The following is an 18,912-nucleotide window of genomic DNA, read 5'->3' on the forward strand; positions in this document are numbered from 1 at the left end:
CAAGGGGATGACGGGCTGTGAACAACTTCCCAAAAAATGTCTCGGAACTTGAGGTTATCGAAGATACAAGGGGGAAGACGCGCAGCGCCTCAGGGGGTGCTTGTATATTCCCGGAGATACCGCAAATTGCGCTGCGAGGTGAACGAGGGAATGGTGCAGCCCGGCGCCAGAATGAAGTTCTGGCGGCCCGCCTGGGCAAAGCTGTCCTCGACCTCGGCCGCGATCTCGGGCAGGGTACGCTCCTGGATCTTGGTCTCGTCGATGCCGCCCATCAGGCACTTGTCGCTCATGGCGCGCAACTGGCTGAGGTTGGGGTTGCTGGGCAGGCGGTCGGAGACGCTGAGCACCTCGAACGGATAGCCTTGCACGCGCTCCATCTCCAGCGAGCTGCCATGCACATGCAGCACACGCGCCATGCCTTCGGCGGCCTGGAGCACGGCCACGGTGAAGGGCTTCTGGAACACCTCGTGCTGCTCCTCGGTGGCACCACGTGCCACATGGGCGGGAATGGCGCCGTTGATGGACAAAAACATGCCTTCAATGCCCATGGCCTTGACGGCGGCGATGTACTCGCTCATCACCTCGGTCACCACCTCCAGCGCGGCCAGGGCCTCGCCACGGTGGCGGTAGAGGTTTTGCACCTGGGAAAAGCCGATGTTGCGCACGATCTGCTGGTAAGGCTCGAAGCCGGTTTCCAGCAGCGGCGTATCCGGGCAGGCGTCCTGGATGCGCTGCAGGCATTCGAGCTGGGCCACAAAGCTCGGGTCCTTGAGCGAGATGCGCTGGTAGGCGCGCAGGCTGGAGACATCTTCCAGGGTCTGCACTCCGGCCGGCACGGGATAGCGGTAGTCGTTCATGACCTTGAGCACGTCCCACTGGTACTCGCGCAGGAACTCGATATGCAGGTCGGCGGTCTGGCGGCCTTGCAAATGGTCGGACAGAAAGTGCACCCAGGCCGTGACCGGGGGGCGGTCCACGGGCTGGCCCTTGACGGCGGCGTGAAAGCGTTGGCGTTGATTCATGTTGTTATCGAAAGGCAAGACTACAAAACTCTGCAGAACTCAGGCAGCGCTCACTGAGGCTGGACATTGGCGCCGCGCAGCAGCTCGCCCACGGTGAGCATGCTGTCCTGCAGGCGCTTTTGATAGGCCACAGGCGAAGCGCTGGGCGCGGGGAACATGGCCTGGCCCTCGACGGCCGAGCGGAACTCGGGGTCGTTGACCACCTTGGTCACCTCGGCGTAGAGCTTGTCGATGATGGGCTGGGGCGTGCCGCCAGGCGCGGCCACGCCGATGCGCGTCACAAAGCGGTAGTTGGGAAAGCCGGCCTCGGTGGTCGTGGGCACCTCGGGCAGCATGGGCAGGCGCTTGGCCGAGGTCACGGCCAGGGCCTTGAGCTTGCCGCTCTGGATATGGGGCATGGGCGTTTGCGGCAGATCGAACATGACCTGGATGCGGCCGGCCAGCAGATCGAGAATGGCCTGCGATGCGCCCTTGTACTGCACGTGATTGAGCTGCACGCCGGTCTGGCGCGAGAAGTTCTCGCCCGCCAGGTGCAAGGTGTTGCCCAGGCCTGCCGAGCCGAAGTTGACCTCGCCCGGATGGGCCTTGGCGTAGTCCACGAACTCCTTGAGGTTGGCGGCCGGGAACTGCGGCGGCACCGAGACCACCAGCGGCGACTCCACAAGGTTGGTGATGCCCGCAAAGTCCTTGACCGGATCGAAGGGCAGCTTGGCGTTGAGCGCGCTCAGCGAGGCATGGGTGAGCTCGCCAATCAGGTAGAAGGTATAGCCATCGGGCTTGGACTTGGCGATATGTTCGGCCGCGATGATGGTGTTGCCGCCAGGGCGGTTGTCAACGATGAAGCTGTGCTTCATGTTGTCACCCATCTTGCGCACCAGAAGCCGCGCCAGAAAGTCCGAAGAGCCGCCGGCTGCATAGGGCACGACCAGGCGTATGGGGGTATTGCCCGAGGGATAGGCGGTAGCCTGGGCCTGAACCGAGGCGGCGGCCAACAGGGCGCCTGCGCCCAAGGCAAAACTGCGGCGGGAAATAAAGGACATGCTTGTCTCCTTCTTGGGGGTCAGAAAAGTCACAGAAAGTAATCTAAGGTTACTCTTGAAATAAAGTTGACTCAGGCTACGGATACCAGAGCCGACACCTTGTGCTGCGTGCAGTGCTCGGCGGCCTCCAGCCCCTGCAGCAGATCGGCCGCGAGGTCGCCCGCATCCTCCAGTCCCGCATGGATGCGCACCAGCGGGCCTTGCAGATCCCAGGAACGGGTATCGCGCCGGGGCCTGTCCATGGGCACGACCAGGCTTTCATAACCGCCCCAGGACAGGCCGATGCCGAACAGTTGCAGGTTGTCGATGAAGGCTGCCAGGGCCTGGCGGTCCATGGGCTTGAGCGCAATCGAGAACAGGCCGCTGGCGCCCAGGAAGTCGCGCTTCCACAGCGCATGGCCGGGGTCGGTGGGCAGGGCCGGATGCATGACGCGCTCCACCAGCGGATGGCGCTGCAGCACCTGGGCCAGGTGCAGGCCCGTGGCCCAGTGCTGCTGCATGCGCAGCGCCAGGGTGCGCATGCCGCGCAGCGCCAGAAAGACATCGTCCGGGCCTATGGTCTGGCCAAAATCCTGCACCCCCTTGCGCAGCAGCGGCCAGGCGCGCTCGTTGGCCGTGACCAGACCCAGGATGGCATCCGAATGCCCGACCAGGTACTTGGTGCCGGCCTGCACGGACACGTCCACCCCATGCTCGAAGGGCTTGAAGAACAGCGGCGTGGCCCAGGTGTTGTCCATGACCACATAGGCGCCCACGGCATGGGCCTTGCTCGCGATGGCAGGAATGTCCTGCATCTCGAAGGTGCCCGAGCCCGGCGCCTCCACGAACACCACGCGGGTGCGCAGGCGGATCTGGTCGGCAATGCCCGCGCCTATGCCGGGATCGTAGAACTCGGCCTCTATGCCGAAGCGCGGCAACACCTGCTCGGCAAAGGCGCGCGTGGGGCCGTAGACGCTGTCGGGCACAAGCACATGGTCGCCTGCACTGACCATGGCCAAAATGGCATGCGTGCAGGCCGCCAGGCCCGAGGGCAGGACCAGAGAACGGTAGCCGCCCTCGGCCTGGGCCACGATTTCCTCCAGCGCGCCCGTGGTGGGCGTGCCAAAGCGGCCGTAGGAAGCATAGGGGTTGTCGGGCTGCTTGCGGCTTTCCCACTGATCCAGCGTGGAAGACAGAATGGTCGAGCCCCGGTAGATGGGCGTGTTGACCATGCCGTGGTGCTGCTCGGGGCGGCGGGCGGCATGGGCAAGAAAGGTCGAGGCTTGAGGTTTTTTGGACATGGAGGCAGGAAAACGAGGCTGGTTGCTGGGTCTTGTAATGCGCTCCAGTCTAGAAACGATGGCGTGGAAAAGGGATTCCTTTTTAGAGGCTTTTTGACACTTAGTGGCAAAATAATTCCACATAAGAATTCATATATAGAATTTTTTACTCATGGACCGTATAGACATAAAAATCCTGTCGCTGTTGCAGGAAGATGCCAGCCTGTCGCTGCAGCAACTCAGCGAAGCCGTCCACCTCTCGCCCACGCCCTGCTGGCGCCGACTGCAAAAGCTGGAGCAAGAGGGCTTCATCCAGCGGCGCGTGGCCCTGCTGTCGCCGCAAAAGCTGAATGTGGGCGTGACGGTGTTTGTGTCGATACGCACCACCCAGCACAACGACCAGTGGATGCACGAGCTCACGCGCGTGATCAACGAGATCCCCGAGATCGTGGAGTTCTATCGCATGAGCGGCGATATCGACTATCTGTTGCGCGTGGTCGTGCCCGACGTGAGCGCCTATGACGCGGTCTACAAGCGCCTGGTCAAGGGCATAGAGCTGTCGGGCGTGTCGTCGAGCTTTGCGATGGAGCAGATCAAGTGGACTACGGCCTTGCCGCTGGGGTATATATCCCCCCCCTGAGTCGCCTTTGGCGCCCTCCCCCTGAACTGGGAGACAAAGGGACAGCACCTTCGCCGCGAGGCGGCTCTTGCTGGACGTTCCTGGCTTGAGAGCACTCTCGATGAAGAGGCCAAGCAACTCTTTTTTGATAGCTGCCAGCGCTTGCTACACAAGCGCTAGAGGCCTGAAACACCAAGAATCAGGCCAGGGGCTTGGTCATCAAGACCGTGGTCAGGCCGCTTTCCCACTCCTCGTCGGGGTAAGTGGCTTCGCACTGGTAGCCGTTGCGCTCGTAAAAGCCTATGGCGGCCTGATTGAAGGTATCGGTCTCCAGCCTGGCCTTGCCATGGCCTGCGGCACGCATCGCGGCCTCGGCATGGGCCAGCAGGGCACGGCCCAGGCCTTTGCCCTGAAAGGCAGGCAGCACATGCAGGGCGTGAACGAAGTCGTCCTCCCAGTCCAGCATCGCGGCCACCACGCCGTCGCACTCGGCCAGCCAGAACAGCTCGCCGCGCGCTTTCACATACCGGGCGGGATTGTCCTCGGCGCAGATCTTGGCGTGCTTGGCCGCCGTGATCTCGGGCTTCCAGGTGGTTTCATATGTGGCCCACAGGATGGCGCGCAGGGCCTGGGCATCTTCGGGCCGTGCCTGACGCAGCACGGGACTCGGGGATAAGAACATCACAACTCACTTCAATGGACTGGAACGCAGGCGGTCGACCTCGGCATGCAGGTCCTTGGCCCAGGCTCGGCGATCGCGCCCCTGGGCCTGCTGGGGCTGGCCATAGTGGACCACGGCCACCAGATCGTCGGCGCACAGCGTGCGCCAGATCGAGCCCAGCAGGTTTTCATCGCCCTCGTAGCTCGGCGCCCGGCTGATGGCACCTGTCCCACCTTCGACAAAGCGCAGGCCCACGGGCAGCACCGGGGCATCGACCTGCACGGCGGCCTGCAGCAGGTTCGAGTGGAAAGGCAGCAGATCATGGCCGTTGCCGGTCGTTCCTTCAGGGAACACCGCGAGGATCTCGCGGCGGCTCAAAGCCTCGGCCATGCTCTCCATCATGCGCCGCGCATCGCGGCGCGAGCTGCGCTCTATGTAGAGCGTGCCCGCAGCCGTGGCCAGCCGGCCTATCAGCGGCCAGCCCCTGACGTCGGACTTGGAGATGAAGCGGCAGTGTCTTGCCGCATGCAGCACGGGGATATCGAGCCAGGAGATATGGTTGCTCACCATCAGCGCAGGCCCGCCCTGCGGCACCTGGCCCTGGATCTGCAGCCTCACGCCGGCCTTGGCCATGAGCTGGGCCGCCCAGACTTGCACATGGGCCTGCTGTCGCTGCTCGGACAGGCGCGGAAAATGCAGCAGCACAATCCACAGGCCTTTGAGCACATGGCCGAGCAAGCACAAGGAGCGGCAGACGGCTCTTGCCTTGCGGGTCAGAAGGTCTTTGCGGGTCTTGGCGCTGATTTCCATGATGGGGAGGTAAGAGCGGAGCGATTCAGCAGTTTTTCATGCAGGGATGCGATCACGCCGCGTCAGGAAAAGCCAGGGCCCGGTCCGCAAAGCCTGCAGGGCCGGTCTCCAGGCCCGATCGTAAACCGATTCCCGGCCTGCTTTTCTCTAGCCGCAGCAAGCCCTGCTCAGCCCAAAGCCAGCGCCGTCACGCCCGCAGCAATGCAGACCGCGCCCGCAATGCGCACCAGGCGGTCGCCTTCGCTGAGCAAATGCCCACCGATCAGGGCTGCAAACAGCATGGAGACTTCGCGCGCGGGCGCCACATGGGACAGGGGCGCCTGCTGCATCGCATAGAGCACGAGCACGTAGGCAATGGGACTGACCAGGGCCACCAGGGCCGCAAAACGCCATTGCTGGCGCCACAGGCTGCGCGCCTCGGGCAGGTTGCGCAGCACCACGGGCGCCAGCAGGGCCACGCGCACGAAGTTGCCCATGTAGTCGATGAGAATCGGCGACATCAGCAGCAGCTTCACGCCATAGCCGTCGACCACGGTATAGCTTGCGATGAAGGCGCCCGTGAGCAGCCCATACCAGAGGCCGTGCCTGAGGCGCTCATGTGCCTGGGGGTCGCTGCGCAGACGCAGCAGGCCGGGCCCGCCCGCGATCAGAAAGACGCCGCCGACCACGCCGGCAATGCCCACCATGCCCAGCGAGGAGATCTGCTCGCCCAGAAAGACGATGGCCACCATGGACGACAGCAGCGGCCCGCTGCCGCGCGCCAGCGGATAGACCACGGTGAGATCGGCCTTGCTGTAGCCGCGCAGCAGCACCACGAAGTAGCCCACGTGCAGCAGGCCGCTGGCCGCGACGATGCCCCATTCGGCAGCGCCCCACAGCGGCACGGCCTCGCGCCCCATCCACCAGCCCAGGGGAGCCCAGATCAGCATCATGATCGCCGAGGTGAAGAACGCGAAACGCGAATCGCCGCCAGCCTTCTTGGCAACGATGTTCCACAGCGCATGGATGAGTCCGGCGACGATGATGAGGGCAAAGGCTTGCAGGGACATCGCAGAGAAGGCGGCAGGCCACGGGGCCGTCGAAAAAGAAAAGGCCGCGCAGAGCGCGGCCCCTGGGGGTGAATGGCCTAGCGGTTGCGGCCTGGCAGCAGAGCCAGGAATTCGCGGCGCAGATCGGTGTTCGTGAGAAAGGCGCCGCGCATCACGGAGTTGAGCATCTTGCTGTCCATCTCGCGCACGCCGCGCCAGGACATGCAAAAGTGCGAGGCCTCCATGACCACGGCCAGGCCGTCGGGCCGGGTCTTTTCCATGATCAGGTCAGCCAGCTGGATGATGGCCTCTTCCTGGATCTGGGGGCGGCCCATGATCCAGTCCACCAGACGCGCGTATTTGGACAGGCCGATCACATTCGTGTGCTTGTTGGGCAGCACGCCGACCCAGATCTTGCCTATCACCGGGCACAGGTGGTGGCTGCAGGCGCTGCGCACCGTGATCGGGCCCACGACCATGAGCTCGTTGAGATGCTCGGCATTGGGGAATTCGGTGATGGCGGGCTGGGGCGCATAGCGGCCCTTGAACACCTCGTTCACATACATCTTGGCCACACGGCGTGCCGTGGCCTGGGTGTTGTGGTCGTTGCTGGTGTCTATGACCAGGCTGTCGAGCACACCCTGCATTTTTTCCTGCACTTCGTCGAGCAGCTTTTCGAGCTCGCCGGGTTCGATGAAGCCGGAAATATTGTCGTTGGCATGAAAGCGCTGCTGGGCCTGTTTCAAGCGTTCGCGAATCTTGACCGAGACGGGCGTGCCCTCGGTCTGGCTGTCTTGTTTCATGTCAACGAGATCTCTGAACATGGCAGGCATGGTACCAGCGAAATTTTCAACCGGCTGGGCAAGGGGCTAGTGCATGAAATCCACGGCCACGCTGGCCGCCAGCGCTCACCAATCCATAGCAGCCGCACCAGATCAGAGCTGGAACTCGGCAATCAGCGGCAGGTGGTCGGACATGCGCCACCAGATACGGCCCTGGGGAACATAAAGCCCCAGCGGCCGCAGGCCGCGCACATAGATGTGGTCCAGCTGGGCCAGCGGCAGGCGCGAGGGGTAGGTGAAGACGTCGCGCGCACCCTCGAACTCGAACAGGCCGAAGCCCGCAAGCATGCGCTTGATCTCGTTGCCCCAGTCGTTGAAGTCCCCGGCCACGACCAGGGGTGCATCGGGCGGCACCTCGCGTTCGATGAAGCGGTGTATCTGGGCGATCTGGCGCAGACGGCTGCCCGCGATCAGGCCCAGGTGCACGACGATGGAGTGCACGCGCCGGCCCATGATGTCCAGCTCCACATGCAACAGGCCGCGCTGCTCGAAGCGGTGGTCGGAGATGTCCTCGTGCTGGTGGCCGACCACGGGCCAGCGCGTGAGCAGGGCGTTGCCATGCTCGCCATGGCGGGTATAGGCATTCGTCTGGTAGACCGACTCGTAGCCCAGGGGCGCAAGATACTCGGCCTGGGGCACTTCGGGCCAGCGCTCGAAGTAGGCGGCCTCCTTGTGGTTCATCTTGCGCACTTCCTGCAGGCAGACGATGTCGGCATCGAGCTGCTCCACGGCCAGGCCCAGGTTGTGGATTTCCAGCCTGCGCACAGGCCCCAGGCCTTGCACGCCTTTGTGGATGTTGTAGGTCGCAACGCGCAGTATGGGGGAGGCGTCGGCCTGGGTCGTATGGTGTTGTTCAGTCATGCACAAGTCAGGCTCGCGAAACGCGAAGACCCGGCCCTAATCCAGGCCGGCGCAAAAGCTGGGCAGCAGGAGCACGGCTTCCGCGTTCGAGGGTGAATAGCAACGATTGGCAGCTTGGCGCCAGTTATGCCACTCAAATGCGGTGTGTTCGCGCGGATTCAAGCGTGGGCGGATGTAGGACGGTATCCGCAGGCCGAAAACGCGCTCGCGGTTTTCCCAGACGCCGGGAGCATAGCGGTGCTGCCACGCAGGGTAGATGGTGTAGATGTTCTCGAGTTCCCAGTCGCGCAGCAGACAGTCTCCGGCCAGCGCGTCGATGCCGGTTTCCTCGGCCACCTCGCGCACGGCCGTTGCCTGCCAGGATTCGTCCTCATGATCCTTGCTGCCGGTCACCGATTGCCAGAACGCCCCGCCCTCGGGCGCGGGTGCCGTGCGCCGCAGCAGCAGCACCGTGCCGTCATCGCGGTAGATGACGACCAGCACCGACTGCGGAATCTTGTACATGGGCAAAACCGGGCTCCCGCAGCGATCAGCCCCGGCCCGCGCGCGTGGCCACGGGCGGCGGCAGCTGCTTGGCCTGCAAGGCGCGCAGCTGAAAGACCAGCTGGTTGTGGGCATGCAAAAAGGCCGCGGCAATCACCTTGCCCTCATTCGTATTGCTCCAGCCCGCGCCCCCGGCACCGCCGATCTTGCCCAGCACCAGACCGCCCACGCCCAGATCGGTGGCGCGCGCCGAGCCCGTGGAGGCCGCGACCTGCTCGGTGGTTTCGGTGTCCGACAGGAACAAGGCCGTCTGCGCCTCCTTGAGCTTGACCTGCTCGGCCAGGCCCACGAGCCCTGCCACATCGCGCAGCACGGGAATCGCGCCCACAATGCCGCCCAGGCCACCGCCCGCGTTCTGTTCGCTGAAGGTCAGGCTGGGCACCATCTGGTACTGGGCCTCGTAGCCGCGACCCTTTTGCACCGTGCCACCCTGGCGCAGCACGCCCGAGTCGCGCAGCTCGCCCTCGCGTATCGTGCCCTGCAGGCCGGCGTTGCGGTCGACCACGCGAAAGCAGCCGCTTTGCTGGGCCAGCAGGCGGATCAGCGGCACGGGCGAGGGCGGCAGCTGGCCGTTGCCATAGGGCATGACATAGCCGCGCGGATTCTCGACCAGGGCCACGGTGGCAATCGGCGCCTCGCATTTCTCCAGCGAGGGCGCGGCATTGCGCGCGCCCTCGGGCCCGGCCGAGCCCGAAATCTCCGATCCACCCTCCCCCAGCTGGGTCTGCTGCCTTTCGCAGCCCGCGAGCAGCGCCACCCCCAGCACGCCGAGCCACAGACTGTAGCTAGCAATATTCATAGCTGACACCGCCCGGTGGGCTTGGTTTTCAACCTTCATCTTGTGTCAAATCCAAGTGGAGCCAGCGCTGCCAGCTATCAATAAAAAAGCGCCAGAGGCTTTCGGCCGTCTGGCGCTCGCACTATCGCACAAAGACTTTTCAGCACAAAGTCCCGGGCGCGGTTTGGCTTCGCAAGGATTCGCCGGCGCCCGGGCAGGGGCGCCGCCGCTCAGGGAGTGCCCGCAGGATTGCGCAGACGGATGTGCAGCTCGCGCAGCTGCTTTTCGTCCACGGGCGAAGGCGCTTGCGTGAGCAGGTCCTGGGCGCGCTGGGTCTTGGGGAAGGCGATCACGTCGCGGATCGATTCCGAGCCCGTCATCAGCGTGATCAGACGGTCCAGGCCAAAGGCCAGGCCGCCGTGCGGGGGCGCGCCGTATTGCAGCGCATCCAGCAGGTAGCCGAACTTGGCGCGCTGCTCCTCGGGCGTGATGTTCAGGGCCGCAAACACCTTGGCCTGCACTTCGGCGCGGTGGATGCGCACCGAGCCGCCGCCGAGTTCCCAGCCGTTCAGCACCATGTCGTAGGCCTTGGCAATGCACTGGCCGGGGTCCGTGTCCATGAGGTCTTCATGGCCGTCCTTGGGGCTGGTGAAGGGGTGGTGCACGGCCACCCAGCGGTCGGCTTCCTCGTCATGCTCGAACATGGGGAAGTCCACCACCCACAGCGGCGCCCAGCGGTCCTCGAACAGGCCATTGGTCTTGCCAAATTCGCTGTGGCCGATCTTGATGCGCAGCGCACCGATGGCGTCGTTGACGACTTTTTCCCTGTCGGCGCCGAAGAAGATCAGATCGCCGTCCTGCGCGCCCGTGCGCTGGAGGATCTCGGCAATCGCCGCGTCGTGGATGTTCTTCACGATGGGCGACTGCAGGCCCTCGCGGCCCTTGGCGACTTCATTGACCTTGATCCAGGCCAGGCCCTTGGCGCCGTAGATCTTCACGAACTCGGTGTAGCCGTCGATCTCGCCGCGCGAGATCTGGGCGCCGCCGGGCACGCGCAGGGCGACGACGCGGCCGCCCTTGGTGGTGGCGGGCGTGGAGAAGACCTTGAAGTCCACGTCCTTCATGACGTCGGTGAGCTCGGTGAACTCGAGCTTGACGCGCAGGTCGGGCTTGTCCGAGCCAAAGCGGCGCGCCGCATCCTGGTAGCTCATGATCGGGAACTGGCCCAGCTCCACGTCGAGCTGGGTCTTGAAGACCGCGCAGATCATGCGCTCGAAGATGGCACGGATCTCCTCTTCATTGAGAAAGGAGGTCTCGCAGTCGATCTGCGTGAACTCGGGCTGGCGGTCGGCGCGCAAGTCCTCGTCGCGGAAGCACTTGGTGATCTGGTAGTAGCGGTCGTAGCCGGCCACCATGAGCATCTGCTTGTACAGCTGGGGCGACTGGGGCAGAGCGAAGAATTCGCCGTCGTGCACGCGCGAGGGCACGAGATAGTCGCGGGCGCCTTCGGGCGTGCTCTTGCCCAGCATGGGGGTCTCGATGTCGACGAAGCCTTCGGCATCGAGGAAGTTGCGCACCTGCATGGCCGTCTTGTAGCGCAGCATCATGTTGCGCTGCATGGCCGGGCGGCGCAGGTCCATCACGCGGTGCGTGAGGCGCGTGGTCTCGGACAGATTCTCGTCGTCCATCTGGAACGGGGGCGTGACCGAGGCGTTGAGCACGGCCAGCTCATGGCACAGCACCTCGATCTGGCCGCTCTTGAGCTTGTCGTTGGTCGTGCCCTCGGGGCGCGCGCGCACCAGGCCCTTGACCTGCACGCAGAACTCGTTGCGCAGGTCTTCGGCGGTCTTGAACATCTCGGGGCGATCGGGATCGCAGACCACCTGCACATAGCCTTCGCGGTCGCGCAGATCGATGAAGATCACGCCGCCATGGTCGCGGCGACGGTTGACCCAGCCGCAAAGCGTGACGGTTTCGCCCATCAGGGCTTCGGTCACAAGACCGCTGTAGTGGGAACGCATGGCCATTTCAAAAATCTTCCTGCGCCTTGGGAGGCGCCAACAGTTTGTTATTTGGAATCCGTGACGGCGGTGACATCGGGTGGCACCACCACGCCCATGGAAACAATGTATTTGAGCGCCGCATCCACGCTCATCTCCAGCTCGATGCAATCGCTTTTGCGCACGATCACAAAGTAGCCGCTGGTCGGGTTGGGCGTGGTCGGCACGAAGATGCTCAGATACTCGTCGCGCAGATAGGCCGCGACCTCGCCGCTGGGCGTGCCCGTGACAAAGCCCACGGTCCACACGCCTTCACGCGGCCACTGCACGAGCACGGCCGTGCGAAACGCATTGCCGCTGTCCGAGAACACCGTGTCCGAGACCTGCTTGACGCTGGAGTAGATCGAGCGCACCACGGGAATACGGCTGACCACGGCATCGCCCCAGGCCACGAGCTTGCGACCGATGAAGTTGCTGGCCGTAGCGCCGACCAGCAGCAGGATCACCAGGGTGAGCAGCACGCCGAAGCCCGGGATGTGAAAGCCCAGCAGCCGGTCCGGGTGCCAGGCCTCGGGCAGTATGGTCAGCGTCTGGTCCAGCGTGCCGATGATCCAGTTGAGCACGCCCAGCGTGATGACCAGCGGAACAATGACCAACAGGCCGGCAAACAGCCATTTGCGCAATGCGGACATGAACTTCCTTGTCAATCAGCCGCCGCCGTGGCTGCGGGCGCAGGCGCGGTGGCCGGTGCTGCAGCAGGTGTGGGGGCTGGCGCGGGCGCAGCGCTGCCGCTGTTCTTGAAGTCCGTGGCGTACCAGCCCGAACCCTTGAGCTGAAAGCCCGGTGCCGTGAGCTGTTTGGCAAAGGCCTGTGCCCCACAGTCGGGGCAGGCGGTCAGCGCAGGATCCGAGAGTTTTTGCAGCACGTCCTTGGCATGGCCGCATGCGCCGCACTTGTATGCATAAATCGGCATGGTGCGTTATTCGAAAGAGATAAGACAAAAGCCCTCGATTATAAGGCTGCGCCCGTTTTTGCTGCGCCGCCATATCAAACCCCGTGCAGGCAACCGGGCTCAGAGCGTGTTCACGCTCTCAGGCCTGGCTCATGCCCACAGGTTGTGCGGGCTCCTGGCGGTTGCTGAACTTTTGCGGCAGCAGCGATCCCGCGACCATGCCGCCCATGGCCCCCAGCAGGCCGGCGAGCTGCTGCGGAAAGGCCTCGTGCAGGGCCGGGGTGAGCATGAACACGCACCACACGCCAATCCCCAGGGCCACGGCGCACAGCGCGCCCTGGGTGGTGGCGCGCTTCCAGTACAGGCCGAAGACCAGGGGCACGAAGGCACCGACCAGGGGCACCTGATAGGCGCTGGAGACCAGCTCGTAGATCGGCGTGCCCTCCATCCTGATCGAATACCAGAGCACGGCGATCGCAAACACCAGCACGCTGATGCGCATGGTGAGCAGCATCTCGCGGTCGTCGGCACCGGTGCGAAACTGGCGCCAGATGTTCTCGGTAAAGGTCACGCTGGGCGCGAGCAGGGTCGCCGAAGCGCAGGACTTGATGGCCGACAGCAAGGCACCGAAGAACAGCACCTGCATGATGAAGGGCATTCTGTCCATGACCAGGCTGGGCAGCACCTTCTGCGGATCGTCCTTGAGAAGGGCCGCCGTCTCCTCGGGCATGATGATCAGCGCGCTGGCCACAAGAAACATGGGCACGAAGGCGAACAGGATATAGGCCGAGCCGCCGATGACCGTGCCATGGGTGGCGGCCTTTTCGCTGTCCGCCGACATCACGCGCTGGAACACGTCCTGCTGGGGGATGGAGCCCAGCATCATGGTGATGGCCGCGCCGAAGAAAAAGAGGATCTCGTGCCAGCTGGGCTCGGGCCAGAACTTGAACAGATCGCGGCTCACGGCCAGGTCAATCACCTTGCCCGCGCCGCCGGCCATGTCGCTCGCGAACCAGGCCAGCACCAGCAGGCCGCCGACGAGGATGATCATCTGGATGAAGTCGGTCACGGCCACCGACCACATGCCGCCCCACAGCGTATAGACCAGGATGGACAGCACGCCGATCGTCATCCCCATGGGAATGCTGATGGAGCCGCCCGACAGCAGGTTGAACACCAGCCCCAGGGCCGTGACCTGGGCCGAGACCCAGCCCAGATAGCTGAGCATGATGATCAGCGAGCAGATGATCTCGATGGAGCGGCCGTAGCGCTGTCGGTAGTAGTCGCTGATCGTCAGCAGCGTCATGCGGTAGAGCTTGCCCGCAAAGAACAGGCCCACCAGGATCAGGCACATGCCTGCGCCGAACGGGTCCTCGACCACGGCGTGCAGTCCGCCCTCGATGAACTTGGCGGGCACGCCCAGCACGATCTCCGAGCCGAACCACGTGGCAAACGTGGTCGTGATGATCATGTACATCGGCAGATGGCGACCGGCGACCGCGAAGTCCGCCGTATTCTTGACCCGCTTCGCGGCCCACAGACCGATGCCTATGGTCACAAGCAGATAGAGAACAATGAACGTGATCAGCATGGTGCCGGCCTCCGAACTCCCTGGGGTGGTCAAAAAACAGCTGCGGATTATGGGCGTTGCCACCCCCTGTCACGCTGCTGTAAAGCCCTGCTCGTCAAGATTCGTTGAATTAGTCTGATCGGCACCACAGCCACTATAAAAAAGAGAGCTGCAAGCGCTTGACCATCAACAAATTCAGTTATCAACACAACTAAAACCGTTTAATGACCTGTGCTTGCAGCTCTCTTTTTCAGAGCATCATACGTTTACCAAAGCATTTGCACCAAGACCCTCATGGCCAGAAGGCCTAACAGGAAACCCATACCGCCATAAAGCAAGGCCTGCAGCAGCCGGTTGGTGCGCTTTTGCTCGCGTATCAACTCCTGCAATGCCTTGTGCTCGTCCTGCCCCTTGCGGCCCAGGAAGTCGTACAGCAGACGCGGCAGCTCGGGCAACAGCTTGGCGTAGCGCGGCGCCTCGGCCTTGAGCTCGCGCCACAGGCGCTGCGGGCCCATTTGCTCGAGCATCCACTTCTCCAGAAAAGGCTTGGCCGTGCTCCAGAGGTCGAGGTTGGGGTCGAGCTGGCGCCCCAGTCCTTCGATGTTGAGCAAGGTCTTTTGCAGCAGCACCAGCTGAGGCTGTATCTCCACCTGGAAGCGCCGCGAGGTCTGGAACAGGCGCATGAGCACCATGCCCAGCGAGATCTCGGCCAGCGGGCGGTCGAAATAGGGCTCGCAGACCGCGCGTATCGCGGCCTCGAGCTCGTTGACCCGGGTCTCGGGCGGCACCCAGCCGCTTTCTATGTGCAGCTCGGCCACGCGCTTGTAGTCGCGGCGGAAAAAGGCCGTGAAGTTCTGCGCCAGGTACTCCTTGTCGAACTCGGTCAGCGTGCCCACGATGCCGAAGTCCAGCGAGATGTAGCGACCAAAGGTCTGGGGCTCCAGGCTGACCATGATGTTGCCCGGGTGCATGTCGGCATGGAAGAAGCCGTCGCGGAACACCTGGGTGAAGAAGATGGTCACACCATCGCGCGCCAGCTTGGGGATGTCGACCCCGGCCTCGCGCAGGCGCTCGATCTGGTTGATGGGCACGCCCTTCATGCGCTCCATGACCATGACCTCGGTGCGGCAGAAATCCCAGAAGATCTCGGGGATCAGCACCAGATCCAGGCCTTGCATGTTGCGCCGCAGCTGTGCGGCGTTCGAGGCCTCGCGCACCAGGTCCAGCTCGTCGTGCAGATAATTGTCGAACTCGGCCACGACCTGGCGGGGCTTTAAGCGCTTGCCGTCGGCCGACAGGCGCTCCACCCAGCCGGCCATCATGTGCATCAGCGCCAGATCCTTGTCGATCACGGTCTTCATGCCCGGACGCAGCACCTTGACCGCCACCTCGCGCTCCCGGCCCTGGGCATCGCGTATCAGCGCAAAGTGCACCTGGGCAATCGAGGCACTGGCCACAGGCACGCGCTCGAACTGCACGAACAGCTGCTCCAGCGGCTTGCGAAAGGCACGCTCTATGGTGTCCACCGCGATCTGCGAATCAAACGGCGGCACGCGATCCTGCAGCTTGGCCAGCTCCTCGGCCACGTCGGGCGGCATGAGGTCGCTGCGCGTGGACAGCACCTGCCCGAACTTCACGAAGATCGGGCCCAGCTCCTCCAGGGCCTCGCGCAGACGCTGGCCGCGCGGCTTGTCCAGCCGGCGCCCAAAGGTCAGCACGGCGCGCATGCGGCGCAGCCAGGGGTGGCTGAAGCCGGACAGCACCAGCTCGTCCAGGCCGTAGCGGAGCACCACCCAGACGATGGTCAGGCCACGCAGAAAACGGCTCATGGCTGACCGGGTTCCATGCCGGGCATGGCCACCACGGCCGCCTTGCCAGGAGCCGGCGCATCGTGGCCCGAGGCTGCGGTCGGCTGCGGCTCTGCGGAGCGCGCCATGCGCGAGCCCACAAAGCCGCGCAGGCCCTGGGCCGCCGTGCGCGCCAGCGTGGCCAGCGTATGCGCGGGCGCATCGCCGATGACGCGCGCCAGGTCTTCCTCCACATCCCATTCAACATGGTCGACCAGCCAGTTGATCTCGGCCGCCAGTTGGACATCGCCTTCGATGCGGATCGGCGGCTTGTCGCCGCGCAGCGCGGCCTGGGCCAGGGTGATGGGCGAGGTCTCGGTGATCTCCAGCCGCAGATCGGGCTCGGCACCCTCGGGCGCCACATTGAACAGCCCTGCAGGCGTGATCTGCAAGGCCATGGAATAGGCACGCCACTGCACGCGCGCAATCCGCCCCTTCTGGCGCACCAGCCTGTCCATGGCCTCCTGCTCCTGCATCAGCACATGGTTGAGAAAAAGCACCAGACGCTGATGCACTTCATGCACCAGCCACTGCGGCGGCTGCGGTCCAGCCATCACGCGTTCCATGAGGCCGTTCAGAAAGGAAAAGGGGGACTGTGTTGGCATAAGTCTGATTATCACCCCCTGAGTCGCTTACGCGCCTTCCCCTCTCTCTTCGGGAGGGGGACGACAGCCTCGCTGCGGGGGCGACCCTGGCTCGCTGCCTCTGGCTTCAGGCAGCGCCGGCATCAAGCGCAAGGCTTATTGCTCGGAGCAGTATGAAATGATGGGATAAAGGTCTTGAATTTTGAAAACAGTGGCTCGCCTCGCGAGGAAAGCAACAGCCTGCCATCTCTTGGCTTGGGCTGCGCGGGCATCTTCGAAGCGTATTGAGCGCTTGATCTGAGAACGTGTTTACGATCTCCTCGGTGCCGCGCCAGTGTCTTTGCGGGATGGGATGCAAGGCGCGATACCGCAGCAATAGCCGTGCTATTGCGAGGATTCGCAACGCTGTAGACCGCCCGCAAAGGCACTGGCCCGAAGGGTTGGAGCGAAATCGGGCGATTTCTTCGCGCTGGCCCTTGCTTGCACCCCGGTGCAAGCTGCGCCCCATCGCTTTGAACTCATCCCGATTGCGCTCCAACGCGGCAGCGTAGAGATCGTAAACACGTTCTAAGCCCACAACAACAATACAGCCCCTCAGGCTGGGTGCCGGACCACTGACCGTACTTTCGTACGGCAAGGGCCGGCAACAACGCATGAGGGGCTGTATTGGCGTCTTTCAACGACTAGCCAGCCGATCGAAAGATCACAAGATTTATTGCAGCGCCTGCACTCCCGCGACCAGCCAGCCGCTGGTGCCGCTCTTGGGCTTGGTCATGTTCCAGACCTCGCGGAACGGTGTGGGACCGGCGCCCGCCTCCTCGCGGATCATGCCCGAGAACTCCACGCTGGCCATGTAGTCCTGGCCCAGATCCTCGATGCCCAGCAGTTGGGCGTCGAGCATGACCACATCGGTGTGATTGGGCTCGCCAGGGCGCTGGGCCTCGCGTTCGGACAGCTGGGAGCGGATCTCGGCCAGCATCTCGTCGGTCATCATGGAACGCAGCGTGACGATGTCCGAGCGATCCCAGGCTGACTGCAGGTTCACGAAGTTGCGCTTGGCCGCTTCCAGAAAGCCGGGAGCGTCAAAGTCGGCAGGCGCACCCCAGCCTTGGGAGCCAGCCAGCGCAGAGCCGATCTGCGCGCCGCAAGAGGCCGTGTCATGACCATGTTCCCAGGGGCGGGCCGAAGCGTCATTGCCAACCTTCTCGGGGTTGTACTGGCGCGCCATCTGGGCATTGCCGCTCGCACCCTGAAAGGCGAAGGGGCTGTTTTGCACCGCAGGGCGGCGTGAGCGCATGATCCAGCCGATGACGGCCACGGCCACCAGCGCCAGCAAGGCCATCAGCAAGATATTGGCAAAGGCTGCCCCCAGACCCAGGCTGTTGGCCAACCAGGCCAGGCCCAGGCCCGCAGCCAGGCCGCCCAGCATGGCGCCCCAGGGCTTCTTGGGCTGGGCCGCAGGCGGCGTTGCGGGCTTGGCCGCGTTCTGAGTCGCCGCGTTCTGCGACTGCTGGGGATTGTTCTGTGCAGGTGCGCGCGAAGCCTCGCGCTGGGTCACATTGCTGGACTGCCTGCCCATCGACGAGCCACCCCCCATGCGCTTGGCATCGGCCACGCCATGGGCCACGACAAGCACAGCAACCAAGACTACCGACCACAGCTTCTTCATGTCTTCTCCAGATTCATAGTAATTGAGCCAACCATCGTGCGTCCTGCACCTTCAACACTTGATACCGACGTGCAGTGCTGCCACCCCCGCCGTCATGTTGTGATAGTCCACATGGCCAAAACCGCTGTCCTGCATCAAGGCCTTGAGCTCTTCCTGAGCAGGGTGCATGCGTATCGATTCGGCAAGATAGCGGTAGCTTTCCGCATCCCCTGCCACCAGGCGCCCCATGAAGGGCAGAATATTGAACGAATACCAGTCGTAGGCCTTTTGCAAGGGCTTGGCCACGGTGGAGAACTCCAGTACCAGCAGCTTGCCGCCAGGCCTGAGCACGCGGTTCATCTCCCTGAGCGCTTGATCCTTGTGCGTCATGTTGCGCAGACCGAAGGCCACGCTCACAAGATCGAAGTAGTCGTCGGGAAACGGCAGGGCTTCGGCATCGCAAACCAGGGTCGGCAAAATCACACCCTTGTCCAGCAACCGGTCCCGCCCAACGCTGAGCATGGACTGGTTGATGTCCGTGTGCACCACCTGCCCCGAAGCACCCACCTTCTTCGAAAAGGCCAGCGCCAGATCGCCCGTGCCGCCCGCGATGTCCAGCGCCCGGTCACCCTCCTTGAGGTTGGCCACCATCACCGTATAAGCCTTCCAGGCTCGGTGCAGGCCGCCCGACATCACATCGTTCATGACATCGTATTTGGAGGCCACCGAGTCGAACACGCCACGCACGCGGCGAGCCTTGTCGCGCTCATCTACTGACTGGAATCCGAAATGTGTGGTGCTCATGACAAGAATGCTAAGCAAGCAGCAGTGATGCGTACAGCCACTGC

20 protein-coding genes are annotated in these 18,912 nt (G+C 63.8%); 1 reads left to right on the forward strand and 19 read right to left on the reverse strand.

Going from position 1 to position 18,912, the window contains the following annotated elements:
• Positions 1-89: 89 nt before the first annotated feature.
• From G486_RS0114225 to metC, 3 genes are all read right to left on the reverse strand, one after another.
• Positions 90-1,022 (reverse strand): uroporphyrinogen decarboxylase family protein, encoded by a 933-nt coding sequence (locus G486_RS0114225; protein WP_027016147.1) that lies wholly within the window; start codon positions 1,020-1,022, stop codon positions 90-92.
• A gap of 50 nt (positions 1,023-1,072) precedes the next feature.
• Positions 1,073-2,062 carry a Bug family tripartite tricarboxylate transporter substrate binding protein gene (locus G486_RS0114230; RefSeq protein ID WP_027016148.1) on the reverse strand — a complete coding sequence of 330 codons (990 nt, stop codon included), beginning with the start codon at positions 2,060-2,062 and terminating at the stop codon, positions 1,073-1,075.
• 71 nt (positions 2,063-2,133) lie between these two features.
• Positions 2,134-3,342, reverse strand: a complete 1,209-nt coding sequence (metC, locus tag G486_RS0114235; protein WP_027016149.1) for a cystathionine beta-lyase — start codon at positions 3,340-3,342, stop codon at positions 2,134-2,136.
• A gap of 151 nt (positions 3,343-3,493) precedes the next feature.
• Here metC and G486_RS0114240 point away from each other — a divergent pair, with 151 nt between their 5' ends.
• Positions 3,494-3,961, forward strand: a complete 468-nt coding sequence (locus G486_RS0114240) for an Lrp/AsnC family transcriptional regulator (protein ID WP_027016150.1) — start codon at positions 3,494-3,496, stop codon at positions 3,959-3,961.
• Here G486_RS0114240 and G486_RS24800 read toward each other — a convergent pair.
• The 16 genes from G486_RS24800 to ubiE all read right to left on the reverse strand — a co-directional run bounded on the left by G486_RS24800 (position 3,924) and on the right by ubiE (position 18,868).
• Positions 3,924-4,133: a hypothetical protein gene (locus G486_RS24800; protein WP_407059800.1), complete on the reverse strand. Its 210-nt coding sequence runs from the start codon at positions 4,131-4,133 to the stop codon at positions 3,924-3,926. The genes G486_RS0114240 and G486_RS24800 overlap by 38 nt on opposite strands.
• Positions 4,134-4,139: 6 nt before the next feature.
• Positions 4,140-4,622 carry a GNAT family N-acetyltransferase gene (locus G486_RS0114245; protein WP_034387784.1) on the reverse strand — a complete coding sequence of 161 codons (483 nt, stop codon included), beginning with the start codon at positions 4,620-4,622 and terminating at the stop codon, positions 4,140-4,142.
• Positions 4,623-4,628: 6 nt separating this feature from the next.
• Positions 4,629-5,411 carry a lysophospholipid acyltransferase family protein gene (locus G486_RS0114250; RefSeq protein WP_034387787.1) on the reverse strand — a complete coding sequence of 261 codons (783 nt, stop codon included), beginning with the start codon at positions 5,409-5,411 and terminating at the stop codon, positions 4,629-4,631.
• A 167-nt stretch (positions 5,412-5,578) separates the two neighbouring features.
• Positions 5,579-6,460: a DMT family transporter gene (locus G486_RS0114255; RefSeq protein ID WP_027016153.1), complete on the reverse strand. Its 882-nt coding sequence runs from the start codon at positions 6,458-6,460 to the stop codon at positions 5,579-5,581.
• Between the two features lie 77 nt (positions 6,461-6,537).
• On the reverse strand, positions 6,538-7,263 hold the full coding sequence (gene folE, locus G486_RS0114260; protein WP_051303534.1) for a GTP cyclohydrolase I: 726 nt from the start codon (positions 7,261-7,263) through the stop codon (positions 6,538-6,540).
• A 111-nt stretch (positions 7,264-7,374) separates the two neighbouring features.
• Entirely contained in the window at positions 7,375-8,142 is a 768-nt protein-coding gene (locus G486_RS0114265; RefSeq protein ID WP_027016155.1) for an endonuclease/exonuclease/phosphatase family protein, read from the reverse strand.
• Between the two features lie 36 nt (positions 8,143-8,178).
• Entirely contained in the window at positions 8,179-8,646 is a 468-nt protein-coding gene (gene nudB, locus G486_RS0114270; protein WP_027016156.1) for a dihydroneopterin triphosphate diphosphatase, read from the reverse strand.
• A 25-nt stretch (positions 8,647-8,671) separates the two neighbouring features.
• Entirely contained in the window at positions 8,672-9,484 is an 813-nt protein-coding gene (locus G486_RS0114275) for a CsgG/HfaB family protein (protein WP_034387790.1), read from the reverse strand.
• A 209-nt stretch (positions 9,485-9,693) separates the two neighbouring features.
• The gene (gene aspS, locus G486_RS0114280) at positions 9,694-11,490 is read right to left on the reverse strand and encodes an aspartate--tRNA ligase (protein ID WP_027016158.1); all 1,797 of its coding nucleotides are present in this window, start codon (positions 11,488-11,490) and stop codon (positions 9,694-9,696) included.
• Between the two features lie 41 nt (positions 11,491-11,531).
• On the reverse strand, positions 11,532-12,155 hold the full coding sequence (locus G486_RS0114285; RefSeq protein ID WP_027016159.1) for a DUF502 domain-containing protein: 624 nt from the start codon (positions 12,153-12,155) through the stop codon (positions 11,532-11,534).
• An 11-nt stretch (positions 12,156-12,166) separates the two neighbouring features.
• Positions 12,167-12,436 carry an FmdB family zinc ribbon protein gene (locus tag G486_RS0114290; RefSeq protein WP_027016160.1) on the reverse strand — a complete coding sequence of 90 codons (270 nt, stop codon included), beginning with the start codon at positions 12,434-12,436 and terminating at the stop codon, positions 12,167-12,169.
• Positions 12,437-12,554: 118 nt separating this feature from the next.
• Entirely contained in the window at positions 12,555-14,006 is a 1,452-nt protein-coding gene (locus tag G486_RS0114295) for a sodium:solute symporter family protein (protein ID WP_027016161.1), read from the reverse strand.
• Positions 14,007-14,251: 245 nt separating this feature from the next.
• Positions 14,252-15,814 (reverse strand): ubiquinone biosynthesis regulatory protein kinase UbiB, encoded by a 1,563-nt coding sequence (ubiB, locus tag G486_RS0114300; RefSeq protein WP_027016162.1) that lies wholly within the window; start codon positions 15,812-15,814, stop codon positions 14,252-14,254.
• Entirely contained in the window at positions 15,811-16,437 is a 627-nt protein-coding gene (locus G486_RS0114305) for a ubiquinone biosynthesis accessory factor UbiJ (RefSeq protein WP_027016163.1), read from the reverse strand. Before G486_RS0114305 ends, ubiB begins: the two co-directional genes overlap by 4 nt.
• A gap of 691 nt (positions 16,438-17,128) precedes the next feature.
• Positions 17,129-18,085, reverse strand: coding sequence for a Tim44 domain-containing protein (locus G486_RS0114310; protein ID WP_027016164.1), 957 nt, complete (start codon positions 18,083-18,085; stop codon positions 17,129-17,131).
• 51 nt (positions 18,086-18,136) lie between these two features.
• Complete coding sequence (gene ubiE / locus G486_RS0114315; protein ID WP_027016165.1) at positions 18,137-18,868, reverse strand: bifunctional demethylmenaquinone methyltransferase/2-methoxy-6-polyprenyl-1,4-benzoquinol methylase UbiE; 732 nt, start codon at positions 18,866-18,868, stop codon at positions 18,137-18,139.
• Positions 18,869-18,912 lie beyond the last annotated feature (44 nt).

This window comes from Comamonas composti DSM 21721, assembly GCF_000429845.1.
GTDB lineage: Bacteria > Pseudomonadota > Gammaproteobacteria > Burkholderiales > Burkholderiaceae_C > Comamonas > Comamonas composti.